This is a genomic window from Kouleothrix sp. (genome assembly GCF_046328425.1).
In the GTDB taxonomy this organism is placed as follows: Bacteria; Chloroflexota; Chloroflexia; order Chloroflexales; family Roseiflexaceae; genus Kouleothrix.
The window spans coordinates 1-23,493 of sequence record NZ_JAXLWP010000026.1 but is presented as its reverse complement, the minus strand read 5'-3'; the positions used below and the strand labels follow the sequence as shown (position 1 = coordinate 23,493).

The 23,493-nt window shown below is 67.3% G+C and carries 20 protein-coding genes; 13 read left to right on the top strand and 7 right to left on the bottom strand.

Annotation, left to right across the window (positions count from 1 at the left end; translation table 11 throughout):
* Positions 1 to 224: 224 nt before the first annotated feature.
* Positions 225 to 1,256: an LLM class flavin-dependent oxidoreductase gene (locus U0177_RS21835; protein WP_409572786.1), complete on the top strand. Its 1,032-nt coding sequence runs from the start codon at positions 225 to 227 to the stop codon at positions 1,254 to 1,256.
* Between the two features lie 389 nt (positions 1,257 to 1,645).
* Positions 1,646 to 2,215: a putative immunity protein gene (locus U0177_RS21830; RefSeq protein ID WP_409572785.1), complete on the top strand. Its 570-nt coding sequence runs from the start codon at positions 1,646 to 1,648 to the stop codon at positions 2,213 to 2,215.
* 51 nt (positions 2,216 to 2,266) lie between these two features.
* On the opposite strand, the gene U0177_RS21825 is transcribed toward U0177_RS21830, so the two are convergent.
* A complete protein-coding gene (locus U0177_RS21825; protein ID WP_409572784.1) occupies positions 2,267 to 2,686 on the bottom strand; it encodes a DUF6194 family protein in 420 nt (139 codons plus the stop codon).
* Positions 2,687 to 3,110: 424 nt separating this feature from the next.
* Between U0177_RS21825 and U0177_RS21820 the strand changes: the two genes are divergently transcribed.
* Positions 3,111 to 4,553 (top strand): glycoside hydrolase family 32 protein, encoded by a 1,443-nt coding sequence (locus U0177_RS21820; RefSeq protein ID WP_409572783.1) that lies wholly within the window; start codon positions 3,111 to 3,113, stop codon positions 4,551 to 4,553.
* Between the two features lie 25 nt (positions 4,554 to 4,578).
* On the opposite strand, the gene U0177_RS21815 is transcribed toward U0177_RS21820, so the two are convergent.
* Both U0177_RS21815 and treS read right to left on the bottom strand, forming a co-directional pair.
* On the bottom strand, positions 4,579 to 4,860 hold the full coding sequence (locus U0177_RS21815; protein ID WP_409572782.1) for a helix-turn-helix domain-containing protein: 282 nt from the start codon (positions 4,858 to 4,860) through the stop codon (positions 4,579 to 4,581).
* A 332-nt stretch (positions 4,861 to 5,192) separates the two neighbouring features.
* Entirely contained in the window at positions 5,193 to 7,262 is a 2,070-nt protein-coding gene (gene treS, locus U0177_RS21810; protein WP_409572781.1) for a maltose alpha-D-glucosyltransferase, read from the bottom strand.
* Between the two features lie 230 nt (positions 7,263 to 7,492).
* Here treS and U0177_RS21805 point away from each other — a divergent pair, with 230 nt between their 5' ends.
* Both U0177_RS21805 and U0177_RS21800 read left to right on the top strand, forming a co-directional pair.
* Positions 7,493 to 10,231, top strand: coding sequence for a LuxR C-terminal-related transcriptional regulator (locus U0177_RS21805; RefSeq protein ID WP_409572780.1), 2,739 nt, complete (start codon positions 7,493 to 7,495; stop codon positions 10,229 to 10,231).
* Between the two features lie 7 nt (positions 10,232 to 10,238).
* The gene (locus U0177_RS21800) at positions 10,239 to 11,489 is read left to right on the top strand and encodes an MFS transporter (protein ID WP_409572779.1); all 1,251 of its coding nucleotides are present in this window, start codon (positions 10,239 to 10,241) and stop codon (positions 11,487 to 11,489) included.
* An 8-nt stretch (positions 11,490 to 11,497) separates the two neighbouring features.
* Here U0177_RS21800 and U0177_RS21795 read toward each other — a convergent pair whose 3' ends face one another.
* A complete protein-coding gene (locus U0177_RS21795) occupies positions 11,498 to 11,911 on the bottom strand; it encodes a hypothetical protein (RefSeq protein WP_409572778.1) in 414 nt (137 codons plus the stop codon).
* A 271-nt stretch (positions 11,912 to 12,182) separates the two neighbouring features.
* On the opposite strand from U0177_RS21795, the gene U0177_RS21790 reads away from it, so the two are divergent.
* The 4 genes from U0177_RS21790 (at position 12,183) to U0177_RS21775 (ending at position 17,279) form a co-directional block, all read left to right on the top strand.
* Positions 12,183 to 13,217: a phosphotransferase gene (locus U0177_RS21790; protein ID WP_409572777.1), complete on the top strand. Its 1,035-nt coding sequence runs from the start codon at positions 12,183 to 12,185 to the stop codon at positions 13,215 to 13,217.
* 109 nt (positions 13,218 to 13,326) lie between these two features.
* Entirely contained in the window at positions 13,327 to 14,421 is a 1,095-nt protein-coding gene (locus U0177_RS21785) for a hypothetical protein (RefSeq protein ID WP_409572776.1), read from the top strand.
* A gap of 35 nt (positions 14,422 to 14,456) precedes the next feature.
* Positions 14,457 to 15,740, top strand: coding sequence for a UDP-N-acetylglucosamine 1-carboxyvinyltransferase (gene murA, locus U0177_RS21780; protein WP_409572775.1), 1,284 nt, complete (start codon positions 14,457 to 14,459; stop codon positions 15,738 to 15,740).
* 168 nt (positions 15,741 to 15,908) lie between these two features.
* On the top strand, positions 15,909 to 17,279 hold the full coding sequence (locus U0177_RS21775; protein WP_409572774.1) for a sigma-54-dependent transcriptional regulator: 1,371 nt from the start codon (positions 15,909 to 15,911) through the stop codon (positions 17,277 to 17,279).
* Positions 17,280 to 17,415: 136 nt separating this feature from the next.
* Here U0177_RS21775 and U0177_RS21770 read toward each other — a convergent pair whose 3' ends face one another.
* Complete coding sequence (locus U0177_RS21770) at positions 17,416 to 17,856, bottom strand: hypothetical protein (protein WP_409572773.1); 441 nt, start codon at positions 17,854 to 17,856, stop codon at positions 17,416 to 17,418.
* Positions 17,857 to 18,059: 203 nt separating this feature from the next.
* Between U0177_RS21770 and rpoN the strand changes: the two genes are divergently transcribed.
* From rpoN to U0177_RS21750, 4 genes are all read left to right on the top strand, one after another.
* Positions 18,060 to 19,439: an RNA polymerase factor sigma-54 gene (gene rpoN / locus U0177_RS21765; RefSeq protein ID WP_409572772.1), complete on the top strand. Its 1,380-nt coding sequence runs from the start codon at positions 18,060 to 18,062 to the stop codon at positions 19,437 to 19,439.
* Between the two features lie 16 nt (positions 19,440 to 19,455).
* Entirely contained in the window at positions 19,456 to 19,752 is a 297-nt protein-coding gene (locus U0177_RS21760) for a YggT family protein (RefSeq protein ID WP_409572771.1), read from the top strand.
* Positions 19,749 to 20,186 (top strand): hypothetical protein, encoded by a 438-nt coding sequence (locus U0177_RS21755; protein WP_409572770.1) that lies wholly within the window; start codon positions 19,749 to 19,751, stop codon positions 20,184 to 20,186. Before U0177_RS21760 ends, U0177_RS21755 begins: the two co-directional genes overlap by 4 nt.
* 125 nt (positions 20,187 to 20,311) lie before the next feature.
* Positions 20,312 to 20,611: a GlsB/YeaQ/YmgE family stress response membrane protein gene (locus U0177_RS21750; protein WP_409572769.1), complete on the top strand. Its 300-nt coding sequence runs from the start codon at positions 20,312 to 20,314 to the stop codon at positions 20,609 to 20,611.
* Here U0177_RS21750 and U0177_RS21745 read toward each other — a convergent pair.
* Complete coding sequence (locus tag U0177_RS21745) at positions 20,495 to 23,209, bottom strand: ATP-binding protein (protein WP_409572768.1); 2,715 nt, start codon at positions 23,207 to 23,209, stop codon at positions 20,495 to 20,497. The two genes, U0177_RS21750 and U0177_RS21745, sit on opposite strands and share 117 nt — an antisense overlap.
* Before the next feature lie 9 nt (positions 23,210 to 23,218).
* Positions 23,219 to 23,493 (bottom strand): phosphoribosyl-ATP diphosphatase (gene hisE / locus U0177_RS21740; RefSeq protein WP_409572767.1); only part of this gene is annotated, 275 nt, incomplete at its 5' end.

The following is a 23,493-nucleotide window of genomic DNA, read 5'->3' as shown; positions in this document are numbered from 1 at the left end:
CCAGCCGCTGTCCTAAAAATATAGGAGTTACGCACTTGCGTGTTTCGGCTTCCTCACGGTACGGAATTGAGCCTGCGGCAGCATGGTACTTGCTCATCTTCTGTGTCCATTTTCCGCGCGGGGCGCGGAAAATGGACACGATATGGAGATAGAGTACCGCTCTGCCGAAGGCTGAGGTCGCCAACTGCGTAAGTCCTAAAATAATCAAGGAAGAACGAGCATTTATGCCAATCCCACTCTCAATCCTAGACCTGATGCCGCTCCCCGCGCACGGAGGGGGCGAGCAGGCCATCCGGAACACGCTCGAGCTTGCGCAGCTGGCCGACGAGCTGGGCTACGAGCGCTACTGGCTGGCCGAGCACCACAACTTCCCCGGCCTGGCGGCGGTGGCACCCGAGGTGCTGATCGGCGTGATCGCCCAGCTGACCAGGCGCATCCGGGTCGGCTCGGGCGGCGTGCTGCTGCCCAACTACGCGCCGCTGAAGGTCGCCGAGCTATTTCGCACGCTCGAGGCCCTGGCGCCTGGGCGCATCGACCTGGGGATCGGCCGCGCGCCGAACCAGGATCCGCGCACCGCGCTGGCGCTGCGCGGCAGCGAGACGGCGCTGGGCGCGGCCGACGACATCGCGCGGCTGGTGGCCGAGCTGGAGGGTTTCGCCGAGGTGGCGCCATCGCCGTTCCCCACCGACCACCCGCTGCGCGACGTGATCGCGTCGCCGGAAGGCGTGCCGTTTCCACCGATCTGGCTGCTTGGCTCCGGCCAGCGCAGCGCCCAGCTGGCCGCCGAGCGCGGGCGCGGCTTCGCGGCCGCCTATCACTTCAGCCCCGGCGAGGCCGCGCCGGCGATTCGCGCCTACAAGGCCGGCTTCCAGCCCAGCGTGTACTTCGCCCAACCGCACGCGCTGGCCAGCGTGTCGGTGATCTGCGCCGAGACCGACGATCTGGCCGAGGGTCTCAAGCTCGCCGGCGACCTGACGGCGCTGCGGCGCATCAACGGCGAGCGCGGCGCGCCGCCCACGATCGAAGAGGCGCGCGCCTACACGTTCACGCCCGAAGATCAGGAGAAGCTGCGCGTGTTCACCACAGTCTACGGCAGCCCGGCGCGGGTGCAGCGCGAGCTGAGCGACTTGGCGGCCCGGCTTGGGGCCGATGAGCTGACGATTGTGACCAGCATCGCAGACCACGCGCTGCGCCGGCGCTCATACGAACTGCTGGCCGAGGTGTTCGAGCTGCAGGGCCTCGCCAGCGCGCGCTAGAGCGCCAGCGAACATACCATGCGCGCAGACGCCACGCCGCCGATAGGCTCATTACTTTGTAAACAAAGTTTCCTTGTACTTCATTGTCATGTTGAGCGAAGCTTCACTCCCTCGATGATTCGGCGTCGTGGGAGCGGAGCTTCGTTCAGCATGACATGGCATTTCTTCGCTTCGAGCGATACAAATGCACTTGGACGAGCGCGGCCGGGTTGTCTACCGCTTGTTGTTGGTGTATCATGCCCATCGCAAAGTGAACGAATTGTTCAATCCAGGCCAATCGTTGGCGGAGACACGAGCATTATCTGTGCAATCGGTGCCATCTGTGGATGCTCGCTCTATCGGCAACATCCGCACGTTCGGCCGCACGCCAGCGGCGTCCAACACTATCAATGCCGCAGAGGAGCAGCCGGATGGCTCGTGAGTCCAGATATTTCACGCTGACCATGGAGTCGCTTAGGGCGATTGCAGGCTGGGCCGCGGATTGCGCCGAGAGAGCGCTGCCCACATTCGAGACACGCGCTGTGAGCGACTCGCGGCCCCGTGCGGCGATTGAAGGCATCCGCGAGTTCGCCGCCGGCAACAAGCGCACAGCCCGGCTGCGCTCGCTTGCCATGGAGGCGAACGCCGCTGCGCGCGAGGTCGGCATTCCCGCCGCAGCTGCTGCCGCCCGCGCCGCAGGCTTTGCGGCGGCGAGTGCGTACACACATCCGCTAGCGGATGTGCATCAGACCAAGCACATCGTCGGGCCGGCGGCGTATGCCGCACTGGCCCTCGAGCTCGACCACGCCGGCGATGCAAGTGTCGGCGACGCAGAGGTTCGCTGGGCGCTCGCGCACGCCCCGGCGGAAGTCCGCGAAGTCTTGCTGCACATGCCCGCTCGCCAAGCAGGCACGACCAGGCTGGATCTGCTGCTCTACGAGCTGGATGCGGGCATCCGCGCTCAGCAGCCGGCGCACTGATTTCGGCAAGCCTTTGGCCCTGAAGTCGGGTTTGGAAATACGCATGTTCGGCTACGCGCGGCGCCTGGCGTCTCTTCTGACGGCTAGATTGTAGGCTTCGCTCAGCAGTGGCCGGAGCGTTTCAAAGGTCGCATCGCTGGGGTTCAGCACGCAGAGAAACGACTGCGCCGCGTAGTCGGGGTGGGGCATGAGCGTGTCGAGCGCGGTAAAATCATACGCGCTGGTGTCGACCTTGCCGGCGCCAAACAACGACTGAAATGTCGACCTGCTGACGCCGATATTCAGGCGAAACACACCCGGCCGATCCAGATTCGACACCCGATCGCCCTCGTTGTCGGCGCTGGCGAGCGTGGCAAACGGCAGCATCCGATCGGCGCCGTAGAAAAAGAACGTGTAGCCCATCGCGGCCATGGTTTCGACACCCTCAAACGTGCCTGTGATGTAGCTGGTGATCGCTGCTTCGTCGAGCATACGCGCCCCGCCATTAGGAGTTACGCATTTGCGCTCTTCGCTTCGTCAAGCGACGAGATTGCAGCCTGCGGCAGCATGGTACTTCTCCATCCTCTGTATGCGGTTGTTCCACGTTTCGCGCAGAACAACCGCATACAATACACGAGGATAGTACCGCTTTGCCGAAGGCAGAACACGCCAACTGCGTAAGCCCTATTTATTTTCAACAACGTCCGTTATCGGACACAAACGGGCCGAGGCCTGGGTAACAAAGGCCCCAAACCCCGTTTAATGCTGTCTCAGCATTTGCCGTGCCGCCGATACGCCCCGAGTGCACGCGCGCAGGTAGCCGTGCACTGTGCCACGCGAAGCACGCTTCCAGTGCACGCCATGCCGGCGGCGCGCCCGGCCGGGCATCGCGCATGGCGTGAGAAGGAGTATGCCCGTGCATCCAACCACTGTGGCGCTACCAACGGCCGCGCCCGACCCACGCCACCGGCCGCGCTACCACTTTCTGCCGCCGGCCAACTGGCTGAACGACCCGAACGGCCTGATCCACTGGAATGGCGAGTACCACCTGTTCTACCAGTACAACCCGGCAGGCCCGTTCCACGCCCTGATCCACTGGGGCCACGCCGTCAGCGCCGATCTGGTGCACTGGCGCCACCTGCCGCTGGCGCTCGCGCCCGAGCCGGGCGGCCCCGACGAGCTGGGCTGCTGGTCGGGCTGTGCGGTAGATCACGACGGAGTGCCGACGCTGGTGTACAGCGGCAACAGCGCGGTCGGGCAGCGCGCCTGCGTGGCCACCAGCGCCGATGGGATGCAGACCTGGCAGAAGTTCGCCGGCAACCCGGTTATCGCCGCGCCGCCGCCCGGCCTCGATCTGGTGGAGTACCGCGATCACACGATCTGGCAAGAAGACGCGGTCTGGTATCAGCTGATCGGCAGCGGCATCCGTGGCGCCGGCGGCGCGGCGTTGCTATACCGCTCGGCCGACCTGTACGCCTGGGAGTACGTCGGCCCGCTGTGTGTCGGCGACGCGCGCACCACCGCCCCGGTATGGACCGGCTCGATGTGGGAGTGCCCCGATTTCTTCGAGCTCGGCGGCCAGCACGTGCTGGCTGTGTCGGTGTGGGACGCAGGGCAGCTCTACTACCCCGTGGCGTTTGTCGGTGACTACGCGCGCCACGCTTTCACGCCGGCGCGCCTGGGCAAGCTGGATTATGGCTCAAGCTTCTATGCGCCCCAGACATTCCGCGACGCGAGCGGCCGACGGGTGATGTTTGGCTGGATGCGCGAGCAGCGCGACGACGCGGCCCAGCGCGCGGCCGGCTGGTCGGGCGCGATGTCGCTGCCGCGGATCCTCGCGCTTGGCGCCGCCGGCGTGCTCGAGCAGCGCCCCGCGCCCGAGCTTGAGCAGCTGCGCGGCCGGCACATTCACGCGCAGGCCGTCGGTGTGGCCGAAACAAACGCGCTGCTGGCAGGTGTGTCGAGCGACACGATCGAGATCATGCTGGAGCTAGCGCCGGGCGACGCGGCCGAGGTAGGCGCGCTTATGCTGCGCTCGCCGGATGGCGCCGAGCAAACCCGGCTGAGCTACCACTGCGCCGAGCGCCGCCTGGCGCTCGACACCACGCGCGCCAGCCTGAGCGGCTCGGCCCACGGCGGCGTCGATAGCGGGCCGCTCGAGCTGGCGGCCGGCGAGCCGCTGCGGCTGCGGATCTTCGTCGATCGCTCGATCGTCGAGGTGTTCGCCAACGAGCGCGCGTGCGTGTCGGGGCGCGCCTACCCCACACGCGAGAGCAGCGCGGGCCTCGAGCTATTCGCCTCGGGGGGTAGCGCCACTGTGGTTGCACTCGACGCCTGGGAGCTTGGCGCGATCTGGTGAGCCGCCGGTTCACGGCGAGAGGCAGCTACGGCGCCGTGGCGCCGCGCAGCAGCCAGTCGAGCGACACAGCCAGGATGGCGCTCAGCGCCAGCAGCTCGGCGGCATTCGGCAGCGCCTCGCCATTTTCAATCCGGCTATACTGCGTCCGGCTGACGAATACCTGCTCGAGCTCCATGCGCGTCCGCAGCACATCCTGCGTTAAATCGAGCTGCTCGCGGCGCACACGCACGCGCGCGCCAATCGCCTGTGCGAGCGCGCGTCTGTGGCTGAGGTATTCTGCTGGAAGATCCTGCATCCGCTTGGGCATAGTCGCTCCAAGCGGAGCATCGCACAAATAGTGCGACCCTAGTCCCGTAGATGGGAACTTCCAGAGCTTCCTTTGAAACATAGCAATGCGAGCGGCGGCGCCGCTCGCAGGTGCAGTGGCCAGTGAGAAAAAGCAGCTCGGCGGCGCATGACCGCGGGCGAACGACCATACTACGCTGGCTACAAACGCGGCTAGCTGTGGCCCAGCCCCAATACCTTTCAAACATGGTGACCGGGAACGTTTGCCACAGAGGCGCAAAGACTCGAAGGCAACAGGAAGCTACACATGCTTCGCGCCTTCGAGTCTTCGTGGCTATTTGAAAGGTATTGGGCCTACCCCATCGTTGGCAGCGCGCCGACGATGCGCAGCGACAGGCCCTCGTAACCATCCAAGCGAATCGTCAGCTCGCCGGTCTTCGACAGGTCGCCCTCGACCGTCTCGTTGAGCATATCGACGACCGGGCCAGTCTGGACATTCGGCAGCACAATCGTCTCCTCGAGCGGCGCCGGCCCGAAGTTCAGCGCCGTCACCTGCGTGCCGCGCGCGTCGGGCAGCTCGTGCACCATCACCAGCAGGCTGGGGCTCGCCACCTCGGGAATGAGGATTTGGCGGCTGGCGTAGATACCATACGCCTGGCGCACCGCCAGCAGCCGCTGCAGCTGGCTGGCGAACGAGTCGGGGCGCTGCAGCTGCTCGTTGATCGGGCCATACAGCGTAGCCGCCCTGGGCAGCCCGGCCTGCGACGCCGCCGCATCGGGGTTGACATTCACCAGATCGTAGGCGCCGCGCTCGATCCAGCGCGTATCGCCGTCGGCCATCAGCGCCTCGACGGCCGCAGGCGCCAGCGGCAGCGCGCCCACAAGATCCCACCCCGACAGCGCGAACACCCCCGGCTGAAACGCGTTGTACATCACGAGCAGCAGGTGGATGCGCTGGATCTGCTGCTTCTGCTCGTCGGTCAGCTGGGTGAGATCGCGAATTCCCAGCGCCGCCGCGATCACGCTCACGCTAGTGCAGGCCACGCCGTTCGTAACAAAGCGCAGGTTGTAGGGCGTATTCTCGCCGGTGAGCCGCTCGTACATCTGGGTGCGCAGGTGCTCGCGCAGGATCTCGCCCGGCCAGCTCTGGCCGCCGAGCGAATACGTATCGTGGGCATGGAGCGTCCAGAAGTGCACCAGCTCGAGCGTCAGCTCGTCGTGGTTCTGCAGCGCGTGGATGAGCGACGCCGGGTCGATGCTGTACTCGTGCATGGTTCGCAGCATCAGGCGCAGGAACTCGGTATCGCCGGTGAGCAGCGCGTGATGGTAGGCCGGCCGGGTGATGAAATCGTACGACAGATCGGCGCCACCCTGCGACATAGCCGCGATATCGTCGACCGTCAGGTTGAGCTCCTGGAAGGAAAAGCCGCCAGCCTTGCGCACCATGCCGCCGATCAGCCGGTTGCCGACCAGCGACAGCGGGTGGCCTTCCGACCACGCCGGCCCCTGGAGGCGGCGCTCGACGCCGAGAAAGCCATTCGCGTCGAGCCGCAGCACGCGCGCGCCCAGCGTGTCGAGCGAGTGCAGGGCATCGCCGATGATCATGCGCTGTGCGGCGAAGGTCGGGTCGAGCCAGTTGAGCGACGGCTGGCCTTCTTTGAAGTAGTGCAGGTACACCCAGCGCCGGGCCACGCCGTCGACGCCACCGATCACGCCGGTGGCGCTCCAGTCGGTTTCCTTGACGCCCGGCTCGAAAAAGATCACCCGCCGCAGCTGCCCGACGATATAGCCCTTGTCGCGCAGCAAGTCGACGGTGGCCGGCGAAAGGTTGACAGCCTCGCGGCCCTCTGGCACGTCGGGCAGCAGCGGCCAATCCTCCTGCTGGATCTCGATCATATGGTACAGGCCAGGGTAGTCGCCAAACTGCATGGTCGCCAGGCGAAAATCGGCGCCCTTGCCGGTATGCGCCGGAACGATATCGTCGATCACCACGGCATTGCGCGCGGCGGCGGCCCGGCTCATCGCGATAAACTCTTCTTCGGTGCCGAAGGCCGGGTCGATCGCAAGGCTGATCCGATCAAAATTTCCGTCGATCGTCGGCGTAAACTCGTGGCCGCGTATGCCGCCGGCTAGCTTCATTGGCCCGGTATGCACGCCTTGGATGCCAATCGCCGAGAGCGCGCTCCACAGCTGATCGCCGCCAAGGGTGTGCAGCACCGAATCGCCCTCGCGAGTGATGATCGAGGCCGGGTAGGCAGTGAACCAGACCGAAGCCAGCGCCGACGCCGCGCGCGGGCGCGTTTCGGCGTAAGGCTGCTGCCACAGGCGCGCCTGGCCGGCGTAGCGGGTCGCGATCGTTTTGGCGTTGTGGAGCATCGATTGCTCGACAAGCCAGTCGATATACTCAGGGTCGGGCTGTGTCATATATCCATCCAGCGAATTCAGTACGGTACCGTATGCCCATCATAGTACTACACTTTACGGCGTTCGGCGCTGGGTTCTGGCCAATTTAGCAGGGCAAGTGCAAAATCTGTTGCACCTTCCCTGCAGTGCGGCGGTTTCGGCGGTGAACATGTGCGGCGAGTTTGCGCGCCGCCGCGCCGCACGCTATACTGCCAGCCGATGAGTGAGTGCGCTGGCAGCGGTGGGCAGATATGACGACGGGCGGACAACCAAGGCAGCAGCAGGCGCGCGGCGACGCAGCGGTGTTGCTCGCCACCAAGCTGCTGAGCCCGCCGATCCGGCCTGGCCTGGTGCCGCGCCCGCGCCTGGCCGAGCGGCTACGCCAGGGCCAGCGCGGCCCGCTCACGCTGATCTCGGCGCCGGCCGGCTCGGGCAAAACCACGGCGATCTGCACCTGGCTGGCTGCATCCAGCGCGCGCAGCGTGTGGCTCTCGCTCGACGCCGAAGACAACGACCCGGCGCGCTTCTGGTCGTATGTCTGCGCCGCCTGCGATCGGCTGGCGCCCGGCTGTGGCGCGCCGGCGCTGGGGCTGCTGCGCGCACCCCAGCCCGCTCCGCTGCCAGTGGTGGCGTCGACGCTGCTCAACAGCCTGGCGCTGCTGCCGCCCGGCGATGCGCCAGAGCGCGCCTACGTGCTGATCCTCGACGACTACCAGTTTATCGAAGCCGCGAGCATCCACGAGTCGCTGGCGCTGCTGGTCGAGCGCCTGCCGCCGCAGCTGCACCTGGCGATCACCGCGCGCGCCGACCCGCCGCTGCCGCTGGCGCGCCTGCGGGCGCGCGGGCTGCTGACCGAGCTGCGCGCCAACGATCTGCGCTTCAGCCTCGACGAAGCCAGCACGCTGATCCGCGACGTGTCGGGGCTGCGCCTGAGCGAACGCTCGATCGCGGCGCTCGCAAGCCGCACCGAAGGCTGGGCCGCCGGGCTGCAGCTCGCGGCGCTCGCGCTGCACGAGCAGAGCGACCCCGAAGCGTTCGTGGCGGCGTTTGCCGGCAGCCACCACTACATCGTCGACTACCTGGCCGGCGAAGTGATCGGCCAGCAGCCCGCGCATATTCGCGCGTTTCTGCTGCAAACCGCCATCCTCGAGCAGCTGTGCGGCCCGCTGTGCGATGCGCTGCTGGGGATCGACGGCGCGCCGCAGGCGCCTAGCCGCCTTCAACACGCCCCGGCCTACAGCCAGCTGATCCTGGCCGAGCTCCAACGCAAAAACTTGTTTCTGGTGCCGCTCGACGCCGAGCGGCGCTGGTATCGCTACCACCAGCTGTTCGCCGACGTGCTGCGCGCGCGGCTGTACGAAACCGCGCCGGAGATCGTTCCCACGCTGCACCAGCGCGCGGCCGCCTGGTATGCCGGCGAGCTGGCGCGCTCGGGGCCGGCCTACCTCGACGCTGCCGTGCGCCACGCCATTGCTGGCGGCGATAGCGCGGCGGCGGCCGGGCTGATCGAGCAGAGCGCCGAGCAGCTGCTGCGCCACGGCAGCTTCGCCGAGCTTATCCAGCTGCTGCGCGCGCTGCCGGCCGCCACGGTCCAGCGCTCGCCGTCGCTGAGCATCCTGCTGGCGCGGGCGCTGTTCGGCGCCGCCGAGCCCGACGCGCTGCCGCCGCTGCTCGACGCAATCGCCGCCGAGCTGCCGGCGGCTAGCCTGCCCGAGGCCGAGCGCCGCAGCATCGGCGCCTGGGCGGTGGCACTCGAGAGCCAGCTCCTGCGCGTGCGCGGCAGCTATGCCGCCGCAATCGCCCGCGCCAACGAGGCGCTGGCGCTGCTCGACGAAGGCGACCGCCACGCCCGTGGATTTGTGACCATGGGCCTGGCGCTGGCGCTGCACATGAGCGGCCAGCTGCGCGCGGCGGTCGCGCCATACCAGGCCGCGATCGGCCTGCTCGACGCCGCAGACCGCCACAATGCGATCACCACCCGCTGCCTGCTGGGCCTGCTCTACCGCAGCCTGGGCCGCTGGGCCGACGCAGCCGCGACCTTCACGCAGGCGCTGGCATGCGCCGAGCAGCACGTGCTCGGCGCGGCGGTTCGCCTGCCGACGGCAGGCTGGGCGATGATTGGCTTGGGCGAGCTGGCCTACGGCCGCGACGACCTGGCCGAGGCCGAGCACCAGCTCGAGGCCGGGGTGGCGCTGGCCAAGCAGGGCGGCGTGCGCGATGCGCTGCCGTTTGGCTATGCCACGCTGGCGCTGCTGCGCCAGGCCCAGGGCCGGCCCGAGCAGGCGCGCGCCACCAGCGCAGCCTTTCTGAGCTTCGCCGCGCACGATTTCAACCTGCCGCTGGTGGTGGGCTGGGCCGGCGCCGTAGACGCCCGGCTGGCGCTGGTGCAGGGCGATCTTGGCCGCGCCAGGCAGTGGGCCGGCGGCTACACACCGCCGCCAGGCGCGCTGTTCCTCTCGCAGGCGTTCGAGCTCGTTACGTACCTGCGCATCCTGGTGGCCGCCGGCCGCGCCGCCGAGGCGCTCGCGCTGATTGACGAACGGCTGCCGGCGGCCGAAGACGGCGGCGATGCCCTGCTCGCGATCGAGCTGCTGCTGCTGCGCGCGAGCGCGTGCGGCGCGCTTGGCCAGGCCAAGGCAGCCCACGCCGCACTTGGCCGCGCGCTCGAAATGGCCGAGCCGATCGGCGCGCCGCGCCTGCTGCTCGACGCGGGTGCGCCGACCGTCAGCCTGCCGGCCAGCGCCGGCCCCGAGCCGCGCGACGCAGCCAGGCGCGCTGGCGCGCTGGCCGAGCCACTTACGCCACGCGAGCTCGAGATCCTGCGGCGCGTGGCCGCCGGCCAATCGAACCAGCAGATCGCCGACGCGCTGGTGCTGAGCGTCGGCACCGTGAAAACTCACCTGCACCACCTGTACGGCAAGCTCGACGCTCGCGACCGGACACACGCCGCCGCTCGCGCCCGCGAGCTCGGGCTACTCGACGAGAGCTGAGGCGAGTATGGTTTCACGCATTGCCGATCGGCTTGGAGCAGCCCGCGGATTACTGTTCCCGCGCGACTTCCGGCTGTTCGTGCTCGGCCAGAGTATCTCGCAGGTTGGCGACCAGTGCTATTTGCTCGCGCTTGCGTGGCTGGTAGCTCAGCGCAGCGGCTCGGCCGCTACCCTGGGCCTCGTGCTGTCGGCCGCTGCGGTGCCGCGCGCGCTGCTTATGCCATTCGGCGGCGCGCTGGCCGACCGGCTGTCGCACCGCCGGCTGCTGCGCTTTGTCAACCTGGCGCTGGCGGCGCTGCTGCTGGCGCTGGTGGGGCTGGCCGGCGCAGGCACCGCGCCGCTGTGGACGATCGCGCTGGTGGCCGTGCTCGTGGGCGGCCTCGAAGGGCTGCTCACCCCTGCGGCCTACTCGATGACACCGCTGCTGGTGCCTGGCAAAGTGCTGGCGCAGGCCAACGCGCTGTTTCTAGGCAGCATGCTCGTGTGCGGGATCGTCGGCCCGCTGGCGGGCGGCTGGCTGCTGCAGAACGCGGGCGCCGCGCTGGCATTCGCCATCGACAGCGCCAGCTTTTTCGCCGTGGCAGGCCTGCTGACGCTGATGCGCCCGATGCCACAAGCGCCGCGCGCCCGCGCTACGCTGCTCGACGATATTCGCCCCGTGGCCGCCAGCATTCGCGCCGACCGCGAGCTGGCGCTGTATGTCGCCCTGATGCTGCTCGGCAACCTCGCGCTGGCTGGCCCGCTCGACGTCGGCTTCGTGGCCATGGCGCAGGGGCCGCTTCACGGCGGGCCCGAGCTGCTCGGCACGGCGATGGCGCTGTTCGCGGGCGGGTCGCTGCTGGGGACGCTGCTCGGCGGAGTGATCGGGCGGCCCGCGCGCCGCGTGGCGAAGCTGTTTGGCGGCATTCTCGCAAGCGGGCTGCTGCTCGCGCTGATGAGCCTGGCCACCACCACGCCGCTGTTTATGGCGATTGCCGCGCTGCTAGGGGCCGGCATCGGGCTGATCGACGTGCTCGCGCAGACGAGCATTCAACAGCGCGCCGCGCCCGATCAGCTTGGCCGTGTGCTCGGCGCGACACTATGCGCCGGCAAGCTGCTCGCGCCGCTCTCGACAGCGCTCGCCGGCCTGATTGCTGATCGCAGCGTGCCGCTGCTGTTTGCCGCTGCCGGCGGGCTGTGGGTCGCCACCACCCTGCTGCTGGCGCTGGTTGCGCGCCGCGCCGTGCAGGCTAGCGCAGGCACGGCCGTGGTGGGGTAGTGGCCGCTCTAGCTACGCGCCGCCGCCGCCACAAAGCAGGCGAGCGCCAGCACCAGCGAGAGCGGGCCGAACAGCGCGGCCTCGCCGCCGCTAGCCGATGCAAAATTGCCCAATGTGTTGAGTACCATGTAGATCGTTATGACCCACGCCAGGATCTTGACCAGCCGCGAGGCAGGCGCGCCCCCCGAGAGCCCGGCCCTGCGGCGAATGATCAGCGCGCAGCCGCCGAGCACGGCCACTGCAGCCAGGCTGGCGAGCCGCAGCCCTGGCGTAAGCGCCGCCTGGCTGCCGCCCCAGGCCATGCTGATCGGCAGCGCGCCCAGCGCGAGCAGCAGCTGAAGCAGCATCCCCAGCAAAAAGCCAACCGTCGCCACCTGCCCTGCGATCCGCGCCGCCGATGCTGAAAATAGCCGCTGTGTCATTGCGTTCTCTTTACGTATTTCCAATAAGGGGCTTGGAAATTGGCCATCATCCAGCGGGAGGTTTGGAGGGTCTGCGACCCTCCAAAGGTTTTCTTTTTTCGCGCTGTGGCAGAGCCGCCGCTCTGCCACAGCGCGAAACAGCATCCGCGAGGGCGGCAAAGCCGCCCCCGCGCCCCACCAAGCGGGATGATTATGTATCGTGCTGCCGCAGGCGAATGTGTGCAATTATACCACGCACACCAGAGGCGCCTGAGTAGAAAGGAAGCCATCAGTGCTTGAACCACCCGACCTTCACGAAACCGCGATCAGCGCCTGCCTCGGCGCGGCGTATGGCCTGTCGATCGCCGAAATTGTGTTTCTGCCGCTCGGCGCCGACCCCGACACCGCCGTGTATCGTGCCGTTGCGAGCGATGGCCGCGTCTACTTTCTGAAGCTGCGCCGCGGCCACTTCCCCGAGGCGAGTGTCAGCATCCCGTACTGGCTGGCGCAGTCGGGCATGCGCCAGCTGATCGCGCCGATCGCAGCCCGCGCAACCGGCGCGCTGTCGGCGCCGCTCGCGCCCTTCACCGCAATCCTCTACCCATTCATCAGCGGCGAGTCCGGCTGGGATGTGGCGCTGTCGCCGCGCCAGTGGGCCGAGTTCGGCGCCAGCCTGCGCCAGCTGCACGCCGCGGCGCCGCCGCCGGCTCTGCTCGCCACGGTTCCGCACGAAACCTACACCCCGGCCTGGCGCCAGCTGCTCGCGGCCTTTCTCCAGCAGGCGGCCGGGCAGCCATTCGCCGACCCGGTGGCGGCCGAGTTCGCGCGGCTGCTTGTGGCACAGCAGCGCACCATCCGGCAGCTGATCGCCCGCGCCGAACAGCTCGCCGGCATGCTGCGCCGGCAGCCGCCCGACCTGTGCCTGTGCCACGGCGACATCCACGCCGGCAACCTGCTGATCGACCCTGCCGGCCAGCTCTACCTGGTCGATTGGGACACGCTGGTGCTGGCGCCGAAAGAGCACGACCTGATGTATATCGGCGCGGGGATCGGCGGCATCTGGAACAGCGACGCGGAGGCGGCCCAGTTCTATGCAGGCTATGGCCCGGCGGCTATCAGCCCGGCGGCGCTGGCCTACTACCGCTACGAGCGCATCGTGCAAGACATCGCCGTCAGCTGCCAGCAGCTGCTCGCCAGCGCCGCCGGCGGCGACGACCGGCCGGTAGTGCTGCGCCAGATCGCCGGCCAGTTCGCGCCCGGCAACGTCGTGGCCGTCGCCATCGCCACCGACCAGCGCGCATTCGGCCAGGCGGACAGTGTCAGCTAGCCATCAGCATATGCGCAGCAGCGGCCATGCTATAATTGGCCGCGAGATCGGCGCTGGCATAGCATGTGCAATATCGCCGGCAGCCTTTCAGACAACAATGAGGTGTACCGTGCCCAAGTGGAGCGATTTCGGAAATATCTTCTCGACGCTGCGCGAGATCGACGTCAACGCCATTCGGGAAGAAGCTGAGCGGCCGTTCGTGATCACCTGTATTGGGCATAACACCGCGCTCGACGCCCTCGACCGGCTGCTGCACCAGGGCCACGAGCGCTACCCCGCCGCCGGCCCCGACCCGCTCGATATCGTGCCGCTCGCGCGCGCCGCCGAGCGCGCCAACGGCCTTGGCTCCGTCGATATGCTGATACTGGCGATCGACGCGCGCAACACCCTCTCGGCTGCCGAGCTGGCCGCGTTCGGCCGGCTTGAGGCGCTGCCGGTGCCGTTTCTCGTAGCGCTGCTGTATGGCGACCAGACGCAGGCCGGGCAGGCGTTCCTCTCGCCAATGCTGCGCGCGCGCACCGTCGCCATCCTCGACCCGCAGGCGCTCGACGCCGCCGACCGGCTCGCCACCGCCGTGCTGGCGCGCCTGCCCGGCGAGCTGCACCTGGCCGCGGCGCGCCTGCTGCCCGGCCTGCGCGCGATCTTCGCCCGCGACCTGATCAGCAGCGTGGCCTTCACCAACGCCACCTACGCGCTGGCCTCGGGCCTGCCCGAGCAGATCCCGCTGGTGAATGTGCCCTTCGCCGCCGCCGATATCCTCGTGCTCACGAAAAACCAGGCGCTGCTGGTCTACCGGCTTGCGCTGGCCTACGGCGCACCACCCGACTTCCAGGCGCGCATCCGCGAGGTGCTGCCGGTGGTCGGCGGGGCGTTCCTGTGGCGCCAGGCCGCGCGCAGCCTGGTTGGCCTCATTCCGGTGTGGGGCCTGGTGCCAAAGATCGCGGTGTCCTACGCCGGCACCTACACCACTGGCGTCACTGCGTGGCGCTGGTACGAAAGCGGCGACCTCGTCTCCACCGAGCAGATCAAGCGCATCTCGAGCGAGGCGATAGCACAGGGCCGCAAGCGCGCCGCCGAGCTGATCGCGCGCGCGCGCAGCAGCGCCGCCGAGATTGGCGCCGCTGAGCGCCCTAGCCTCGGCGAGCGGCTCGGGCGGCTGAACCCGTTCCGCCGCAAGCCGCGCGAGCTACCACCATCACAGTAAGCCCCATAGATACTGCCAAGTTCGCAGGAGGAAGAGTGGAACGGTTCATCATCGAAGGCGGGCGCCAGCTTGCCGGCACCGTCACGCCCGCCGGCAATAAAAATGCGGCGCTGCCGCTGCTGGCCGCCACACTGCTGGCCGAGCGCGAGGTGGTGCTGCACAACCTGCCGCAGATCGGCGATGTCGGCATCAAAATCGCCCTGCTGCGCAAGCTCGGCGTGGCGATCGAGCAGCGCGCCGGCCACAGCTGGGCCTTCGCGGCCGGTGCGGTTGGCGCCGCCGAGCCCGACACCACCATGGCGCGTAAGATCCGCACCTCGATCCTGCTGGCCGGCCCGCTGCTGGCCCGCCGCGGTTATGTCACGCTGCCGCGCCCCGGCGGCGACATGATCGGCCGCCGCCGGCTCGACACGCACTTCCTGGCGCTGCGCGGCCTCGGCGCCACGATCGAGGTTACGCCAACCGAGTACATCCTGCGCGCCCAGCGGCTGCGCGGCGCCGATCTCTTTCTCGACGAGATGAGCGTCACCGCCACCGAGCAGGCGATCATGGGCGCGGTGCTGGCCGAGGGCACCACCACGATCTGCAACGCCGCTTCCGAGCCACACATCCAGGATCTGTGCCACTTTTTGAACATGCTCGGCGCGCGCATCGATGGCATCGGCACGAACATGCTCACGATCGACGGCGTCGCCCGGCTCGGCGGCGGCGAGTATACGATCGGCCCCGATTTCATGGAAGTCGCCTCGTTCATCGGCCTCGCCGCCGTCACTGGCAGCGCACTGCGCATCGCCGGCGCCCGCCCGCGCGACCATCGCATGACCCGGATCGCCTTTGGCAAGCTCGGCGTGCGCTGGGACGACGACGGCGACGATATTGTGGTGCCCGACGGCCAGGATCTGCACGTGCAGGAAGACGCGCACAACGCCATCCCAAAGATCGACTCGGCGCCCTGGCCCGGCTTCAACCCCGACCTGATCAGCATCGCGCTGGTGGTGGCAACCCAGGCGCGCGGCACCGTGCTGATCCACGAGAAGATGTTCGAAAGCCGGCTGTTCTTCGTCGACCGGCTGATCTCGATGGGCGCAAAGATCGTGCTGTGCGACCCGCACCGCGCCGTGGTAGTGGGGCCAAGCCAGCTGTACGGCGAGCCGGAAGGCCTGCCCAGCCCCGACATCCGCGCCGGCATGGCCCTGCTGATCGCCGCGCTGTGCGCGCAGGGCCGCAGCGTGATCTACAATATCGGCCAGATCGACCGCGGCTACGAGCGCATCGAGCAGCGGCTCCAGCAGCTTGGGGCACAGATCGAGCGAGTATGATACAATAGCGCGGCAATCCCTGGCTAGTGTCAACCAAACGGCCCTGTAGTAGGCCTTATTGGAAATAACATGGTGGGGGCTTGGGGCCCGAGGCCTCCAAAAATCCTCTCCTGGTGGGGCTTTGCCCCTCCGAATGATTATTTCCGATGAAGCCTCTTGGAGACAGACGTGGCGCCCCAACACGAATCGATAGGCACAATTTTGATCGCCGACGACGAGAGCGCGACGATCGATATGCTCACCGACCTGCTCACCGAAGAAGGCTACCAGGTGAAAGGCGTCGGCAGCGGCACCGCCGTGCTCGAACAGCTGAAGGGCGATCATGGCTACGGGCTGCTGCTGATGGATCTGCAGATGCCTGGCATCAACGGCCTCGATCTGTTCGAGCGGCTGCGCAAAGAGGGTAGCGATATCCCGGTGATCCTGATCACCGCGCACGGCACCTCGTCGATCGCGATCCGCGCCATGCAGATGGGCGTGTACGATTACCTGCAAAAGCCCTTCGACCTCGACGAAGTGCTGGTGGTGATCAAGCGCCTGTTCGAGCACCAGGAGCTGGCCTCACGCGTGAAATCGCTCGAGCAGCGCGCTGATCTGCGCGAGCGCATGATCGGCCGCAGCCCAGCCATGAGCCAGATCTACAAGACGATCGGCCGCGTCGCTGCCTCCGATGCCTCGGTGCTGATCACCGGCGAGACCGGCACCGGCAAGGAGCTGGCCGCCAACCTGATCCACCAGAACTCGGCCCGCCGCAACGGCCCGCTCGTGAAAGTCAACTGCGCGGCGCTGCCCGAGACGCTCATCGAAAGCGAGCTGTTCGGCCACGAGAAAGGCGCCTTTACCGGCGCGGTGGCCCAGCGCAAGGGCCGCTTTGAGCAGGCCCACAAGGGCACGATCTTTCTCGACGAAGTCGGCGAGATCACCCTGCCGGTGCAGAAAAAGCTGCTGCGCGTGCTGCAAGAGGGCGAGATCGAGCGCGTCGGCGGCACCGGCGTGGTCAAGGTCGACGTGCGCGTCGTCGCCGCGACTAACCGCGATCTGCTCGATGAAGTCAAACAGGGCAATTTCCGCGAAGACCTCTACTACCGCCTGAATGTGATCAACATCCACATGCCGCCGCTGCGCGAGCGCCGCGGCGATATCCCCATCCTGGTCGAGCATTTCCTCGATAAGTACCGCTACAAGCCCGGCGCGCCGCTTACCAAGATCTCGGAAGAGGCGCTTGCGCGGCTCGAGCGCTACGACTGGCCCGGCAATGTGCGCCAGCTCGAAAACGAGATCGAGCGCGCCGTGGTGCTCTCGCAGGGCAATGTGATCACCAGCCACGATCTGAACCTCTCGCAGCACGGCATTCCCACCCAGGTCGATCTGGCCACGCGCGTGCGCAACCGCGAGCGGCTGCTCGACGTGCTCGCCGAGGTCGAGCGCGTGATGATCTACGAAGCGCTTCAGCAGAGCGACGGCGACGAAAAAGACGCCGCCCAGCGGCTTGGCCTGGCGATCGACGATTTTCAGAAACGGCTGCACGCCGCACAGTAAACCAGCGTGCCGCCAACGCGTCGACGCAGGTGGCATGGCCACCTGCGTCGATGTATCTGCCTCCACCCTCGGTTTCGGGTAGGCCTGAGCGCGCACCGCGGGCGCCAGGCTATGGCACACATATTGCTTATAGAGGTTATGGGCGCAGCACCTGGTAGATCACCAGTACCTGAGGCCCTGAGCCGTCGCGTAGCACAACCTCGATCGCATCAGCTGGCAGCGTGCCGCGGCTCAGCGGGTCGAAGCCTGGCTGGCCTTCGAAGTAGTAGTAGTACGTGCGGCCACCCACCGAAAATCCGCGCATGGCGCTCTGCCGGGCGGTGACGCCGGGCGCAAGCTCGACCAGTGGATCGCTCACATCGCCATTCACACGGGCCCAGATCGCCTCACGAACAGTTTGAATATCGGCGCTGCGCGCAAGTGGCAAGCGGCTAGGAAGCGTGGAAATGATCAGGAGAAGCGCGACGGCAATGCCGGCCCCGACAAGCACAAAGATTCCCCAAAACAGCGCCGGGTTGGCGCGCAGAACTGGCACCGGCCGCGCTTGCGCGACTCCTTGGGCGGGTACGTTGATCATTCGATGCCCTCCTGCTCCGGCGCCCGCTCTGGTAAGCTCCAGCCGTAGCGCCGCGTCTACCGGCCCCTGTCAGCAGATAACGTGCCATCGCCATCGAGTGTACGCCTGCGGGTCGTAACCGGCGATGAGTCCGCGCTGATGCCCGGCTGATGCGCCGATTGTGATACTGATAGGACGAATACAGCAGCCGCGAGGTTTCAGGTATGATGGATATGAGCATGGGCATGAATCTGCTGCCCCAGCAGCAGATGAAAGCATCGCCGGCGCTGATCGCGCTGAATAATATGCTGGTTCTCTCAACACAAGAGCTCCAGCAGCTCGTGCAGACCGAGCTGGAAGACAACCCGGCGCTCGAGCAGGCCGAGAGCGACGAGGCGCTGTGCAGCCGCTGCGGCCGGCCGCTCAGCGGCGCTACCTGCATTTACTGCCTGCACGAAGATATGAAGCTGGCCGAGGCCGAGCGCGATGACTCGAGCGCCGCGCCCGCCGACGACGAGTTCGACCCGCTGCTGGCGATCGCCGCGCCCTCGACACTGCGCGAATCGCTTGAGCGCGACCTGCATATCAGCCTGCCCGAGGCCGACCACAGCATCGCCGATTACCTGATCGGCTCGCTCGACGAGCACGGCTTCCTCGATGGCGCGCTAGACGAGCTTGCCGACGCGCTGCGCGTCGCCCCCGAGCAGATCGAGCAGGTGCTGCTGAAGCTGCAGGATCTGGCGCCGGCCGGCATTGGCGCGCGCAATGTTCAGGAGTGCCTGCTCATCCAGATCGACCGCCTCGAGCGCCAGGGTGTCAGCAACCCGCACCTCCGCGCGATCATCCGCGATCACTGGTTCGACCTAGGCGAGCACCGCTACGGCGCGATCGCCCAGGCGCTCGGCATCAGCTACGACGACGTTGTGGCCGCGCGCGATTTCATGCGCCAGTACCTGCGGCCGTTCCCGCTCGAGCGCACCAACGACGGTGCCAGCAGCGCCGATACGTCGTTCGTGCTGCCCGACGTGGTCATCCGCGAAGAAAACGGCCAGCTCGTGGCCGAGGTGGTCGAGTCGCGCCGCTTCTACCTGCGCCTCAACCCGCTCTACCAGGAGCTTGCCCAGTCGGCCGGGCGCCAGCAGCACAATATCTCGGCCGAGGAACGCGAGCACCTCAGCGTATTCGTGACGCGCGCGCGCCTGTTCCTGACGAATATGCGCCAGCGCCGCGAGACCATCCGGCGCATCGCCGAGTTTCTGATTGAGCGCCAGGAGGCCTACCTGCGCTATGGCGTGCGCCACCTCGCCCCGCTGACACGCGCCGAGGTGGCCGCCGCGCTGGGCGTGCACGAGTCGACGGTGAGCCGCGCCACCGCCAACAAGTACGTGCAGATTCCCAGCAAAGCGATCGTGCCGTTCAGCCATTTTTTCACCGCCTCGCTGTCGATCAAGGATATAATTCAAGAGCTGATTGCCAACGAGAGCACGCCGCTGACCGACCAGGACATCGTCGAGATTTTGCGCGACCGCGGCATGGATGTGGCCCGCCGCACTGTGACGAAGTATCGCGGCCAGCTCGGCATCCTGCCCTCGACGCTGCGCTAGCGGAAGGTGCAACACAGTGCCACAACGCATACGTCATATCGCCGCCGGGGCCGTTGGCGCGCTGGCCGCGCTGGTTGCCGCACGGCTGCTGCTGCGCCTGCTGGCCGCGCGCCCCGATAACCCGGTGTTTGGGCCGTTTCTGGCGCTCACCGCGCCGCCCGCGTGGCTGGCCACGCTCGACGCCGGGCAGCCGCGCTTTGGCGCCACGCTCGAGATCTCGACCCTGGCGCTGCTGGCGGCGCTGATCGCGGCAGCGCTACTGATTGCCGGGCTGCGGCGGCGCGCCCAGCGCCATCTGGAGGAAAACTCGTGAACACAACCCTGTGGCAGCTGCTCTCGACTCTGGCGATTATCATGGGGGTGTGCGTGGTGATCGCGCTGCTCGGACTGCTGATGCTGGTGCGGCAGATCCGCCAGCTGCGCATCCCGCGCGATGCCGATTTCTTCACCACGATGCGCTACGTGCCACTGCCGCTGGTGGTGCTGCTCGACTTGCTCGATTTCGGGCTGGACATCTTCTCGGCGCCGATCATGTGGATGGTGCTCGACCGCATGGGCCTGCCCAATTTGCGCAACAAGGCCGTGATCGAAGCGCTCATCCCGTTCACCAATGTCATCCCGACGTTCACCGCCAGCTGGCTCGCCGCGCGGCTGTTCAACCTTGGCGAGCAGCACTGGTCGTACGCCGAGCGCTACCGCGAGCTCGCCGGCCCGCGCACGATCGACATGGACGACCCGCGCCGCTGAACGCCTCTTCGAGGCTCCCGAAGAAATTCCGGGGCCTTAAAGTCTATTGACGTGCAGCGCAGGTTGCGCTACAGTATCAGCGCCAGGCCAATTGCATTCTGAAACACAGCGATCGAGGAGGCATTGTGGATCTGCTTCAGCTGCTCACCCTGCTCGTCATCGCCGGCATCTGCGGCGCGATCGCCCAATGGATCGTCGCGTTCAGCCCCGGCACTCTGCTGGTATCGATTATCGTCGGCGTGATTGGCGCATATCTCGGCACGGTGCTCGCCAATTTGCTGCGCATTCCCAACCTGATCCCGCCGCTGCTAATTGGCAACCAGCCGTTCAGCCTGCTCTGGGCGCTGCTCGGTTCGGTCGCGCTGCTGTACGCGCTGAAGCTGTTGCGCAACAGCGGGCGCTCGCGGCTGTTCGCGCGTCGCTAAGCCGCGTGGCGCACAAAGCCAGAGCCACCGCCTACGCCAGCCAGTCAGTTGCTGTATGTGGGGGTTCGGGGGCGGCTTTGCCGCCCCCGAATTTTCATTTGCGATGCTCGCCCGGCGAAGCCGGGCAGGCATCGCAAACGAAGTCAGGACATTTTTCTCGATCTCGATTGAGTGCGCGGCCGGCAGCGAGACTCGGAACGTGCTGCCGCCGGGGCTGCTGCTCACCGAGATCGAGCCGCCGTGCCGCTCGACGATGCTATAGCTTACGGCCAGCCCCAGGCCAACATTGGTGCGCTTCGTGGTGTAAAACGGCTCGAAGATCAGCTTGGCCTCGTTCTCGGTGATCCCCGGCCCATTGTCGATGAAGTCGATCAGCACGCGCGCCGCGCTGTCGCCGTTCTCTTCAGAGCGCGTCCGGATCGTCAGCCGGCCGCCGCTGGGCATTGCCTCTACCGCGTTGATAATCAGGTCGTGGAACACCTGCTTCAAGTGCCCGCCGATCGCCATCACGCGCGGTAGCCGATCGTGCCAGTCGCGCTCGAGCAGCACGTGGTGCTGCTGCAGCTGCGGCGCCAGGCCGGCCAGCGCGCCGTCGAGCAAGCTGTGCACCGAGCTGGGCCGCATGTCGTCGACGGCCGGGCGGTGCAAGTCGAGCATGCGCCGCACAATCGCGGTGAGCCGGTCGACTTCCATCTGGGCCATGCTCAGCAGCCGCTCGCGCTTGTCGTCGGCAAACTGGCGGCTCACGAGCAGGTGCAGCGTGTTGTGCAGCGCCTGCAGCGGGTTATTGATCTCGTGCGCGATCGAGGCGGTCAGGCGCGTCATTCCGTCAAGCTTCTCTTGCTGGGCCTGGCGCTGGGCCTGGCGCTGCAGCTCGGCGCTGTTGCGAATAGCCAGCATGAGGTAGCGCGTGTTGTCGTAGCCGAGCACGCCGGCGGCCAGCGACACCAGCACATTGTAGCCGCTGCGTGTGCGCAGGTAGCCTTCGTAGTCGGCCACGCGCCCGGCCAGCACGTCGGCAATCGTCACGCCAGCGCGGCCGGCACGGTTCGGCGCGATCAGCCGGGCCGGCGCGATCGCGGCCAGCTCGGCCTGGCTGTAGCCGCTCAGGCGCTCGGCCGCCGGGTTGGACGCCACGATCGTGCCCGACGCCAGATCGATCAGCAGCAGCGCGTCGGGGGCGTTCTGAAATATTGCGCCGTAGCGCCCAGCCGACTCGATCGCCGTGGCGTAGCGCTGCACTTTCTCGATCGCCGGCGCGATCAGCGCGGCGGCCGCCACCAGGTACTGCAGCTCTTCTTCGCCAAACGCCACCGGGCGGCTCACGATCTCGATCGCGCCATATACCGCGATATCGGTTTTCAGCGCCACGCAGCACAGCACCTGCTCGCGATCGTCGAGCAGCCGCTGCTCCCACAGCGCCAGCTCGCGCAGATCGGTGGCTTGGCGCAGCCGCGGCACGCCGTCGGCCAGCACCTGCCCCACCAGGCCAGGGTCGTCGCGCAGCTCGTCGAGGTCGGTAAGCGCGCGCCCGCTGGCATTCAGCGTCGCCACTTGCTCGATCCCCGGCGACTCGCCGTCGCGCAGCAAGACATAGCCGCTGGCATCGGGCAGCGTCTCGCTCAGGTGCTCAAGGGTGATCTGCAGCAGCGCCGGCACATTTTTCGCCGCAAGCAGGGCATTGCTCAGGTTGTACAGCCGCACCAGGAACTGGGTTCGCCGCTGCGACTGCAGCTGGATCTGCATGTACTCGATGATCCACGCCGCCTGGTAGGTGAGCGCGATCATCGAGTCGAGATCGGTGCTGGTGTACGCCTGCTTCTCGGCGCGCCGCGCGGCCGTCAGCACGCCGAGCACGCGCCCGCGCACGGCGATCGGCACACACATCCCCGAGAACAGCGCATTGTTGCGCCAGCTGCTCTGCATATCGAACGGCAGCGGGCTATCGGGCTCGAGCAGCAGCGGCTCCATATGCCGGATGACCCAGCCCGACAGGCTATCGTGCAGCAGCGCCGAGGTGTCGCCGGGCTTGGCAAATGGGAAGCCCTCGGAGGCCACAACGTTGATTAGGTCGCTGCCGTCGTTCCACAGCATCAGCGACACGCGGTCGGCCTGGAAGCGCGCCAGCACGATCCGCACGATCTGGAGATACAGCGGGTGCATCTCGTCGCCGGTGCGTGTCACGGCGCGGTTGGCCTGGCCGATGCCCTGGCTCAGCCTGGCGTCGCGCTCGCGCCCGACTGCCTCGATCGTGGCGCGCAGCTGGCCGTCGTCGAATGGCTTGGCCAGCAGGCCAGGCCCGGCCTGGCTCACCGAAGCCTCGAGCATATCGGGCTGCAGATCGGCGCTCAGCACCACCACCGACGGCGGCGCGGGCTGCCGGTACACCTGCGACAGCACGTCGATGCCCTGGACATCGGGCGCACGCGGGTCGATCAGCACCAGGTCGAAGTTCCGCCGCGAAAGCGCGAGCAGCGCCTGTGTGCCGTTGCCGCATAGGTCGACCGCAAAACCAAGCTCGCCGAGCACCTGCCGGTACAGCGCATACGCCGACTGGTCGCCGTCGACCACCAGCACCCATCCCGCCTGCGTCTCCATAGCAATCCTTTAGCTGTGCCGCCGCCGCAGCTCGCGCCAGATCGCGTCGAGCGGCAGATTCTGCTGTACCAGAAGCACCAGGCTGTGATACAGCAGATCGGCCATCTCCCATGTCAGCTCGTCGGGCGCGGCATTTTTCGCGGCGATGATCACCTCAGCCGCCTCCTCGCCGATCTTCTTCCCGATCCGGTCGACGCCGCCATTCAGCAGCTTGGTTGTATACGAACCCTCGGGGCGCTCGGCCGCGCGCTGGGCGATGACATCGCTCAGCTGCGCCAGGATGG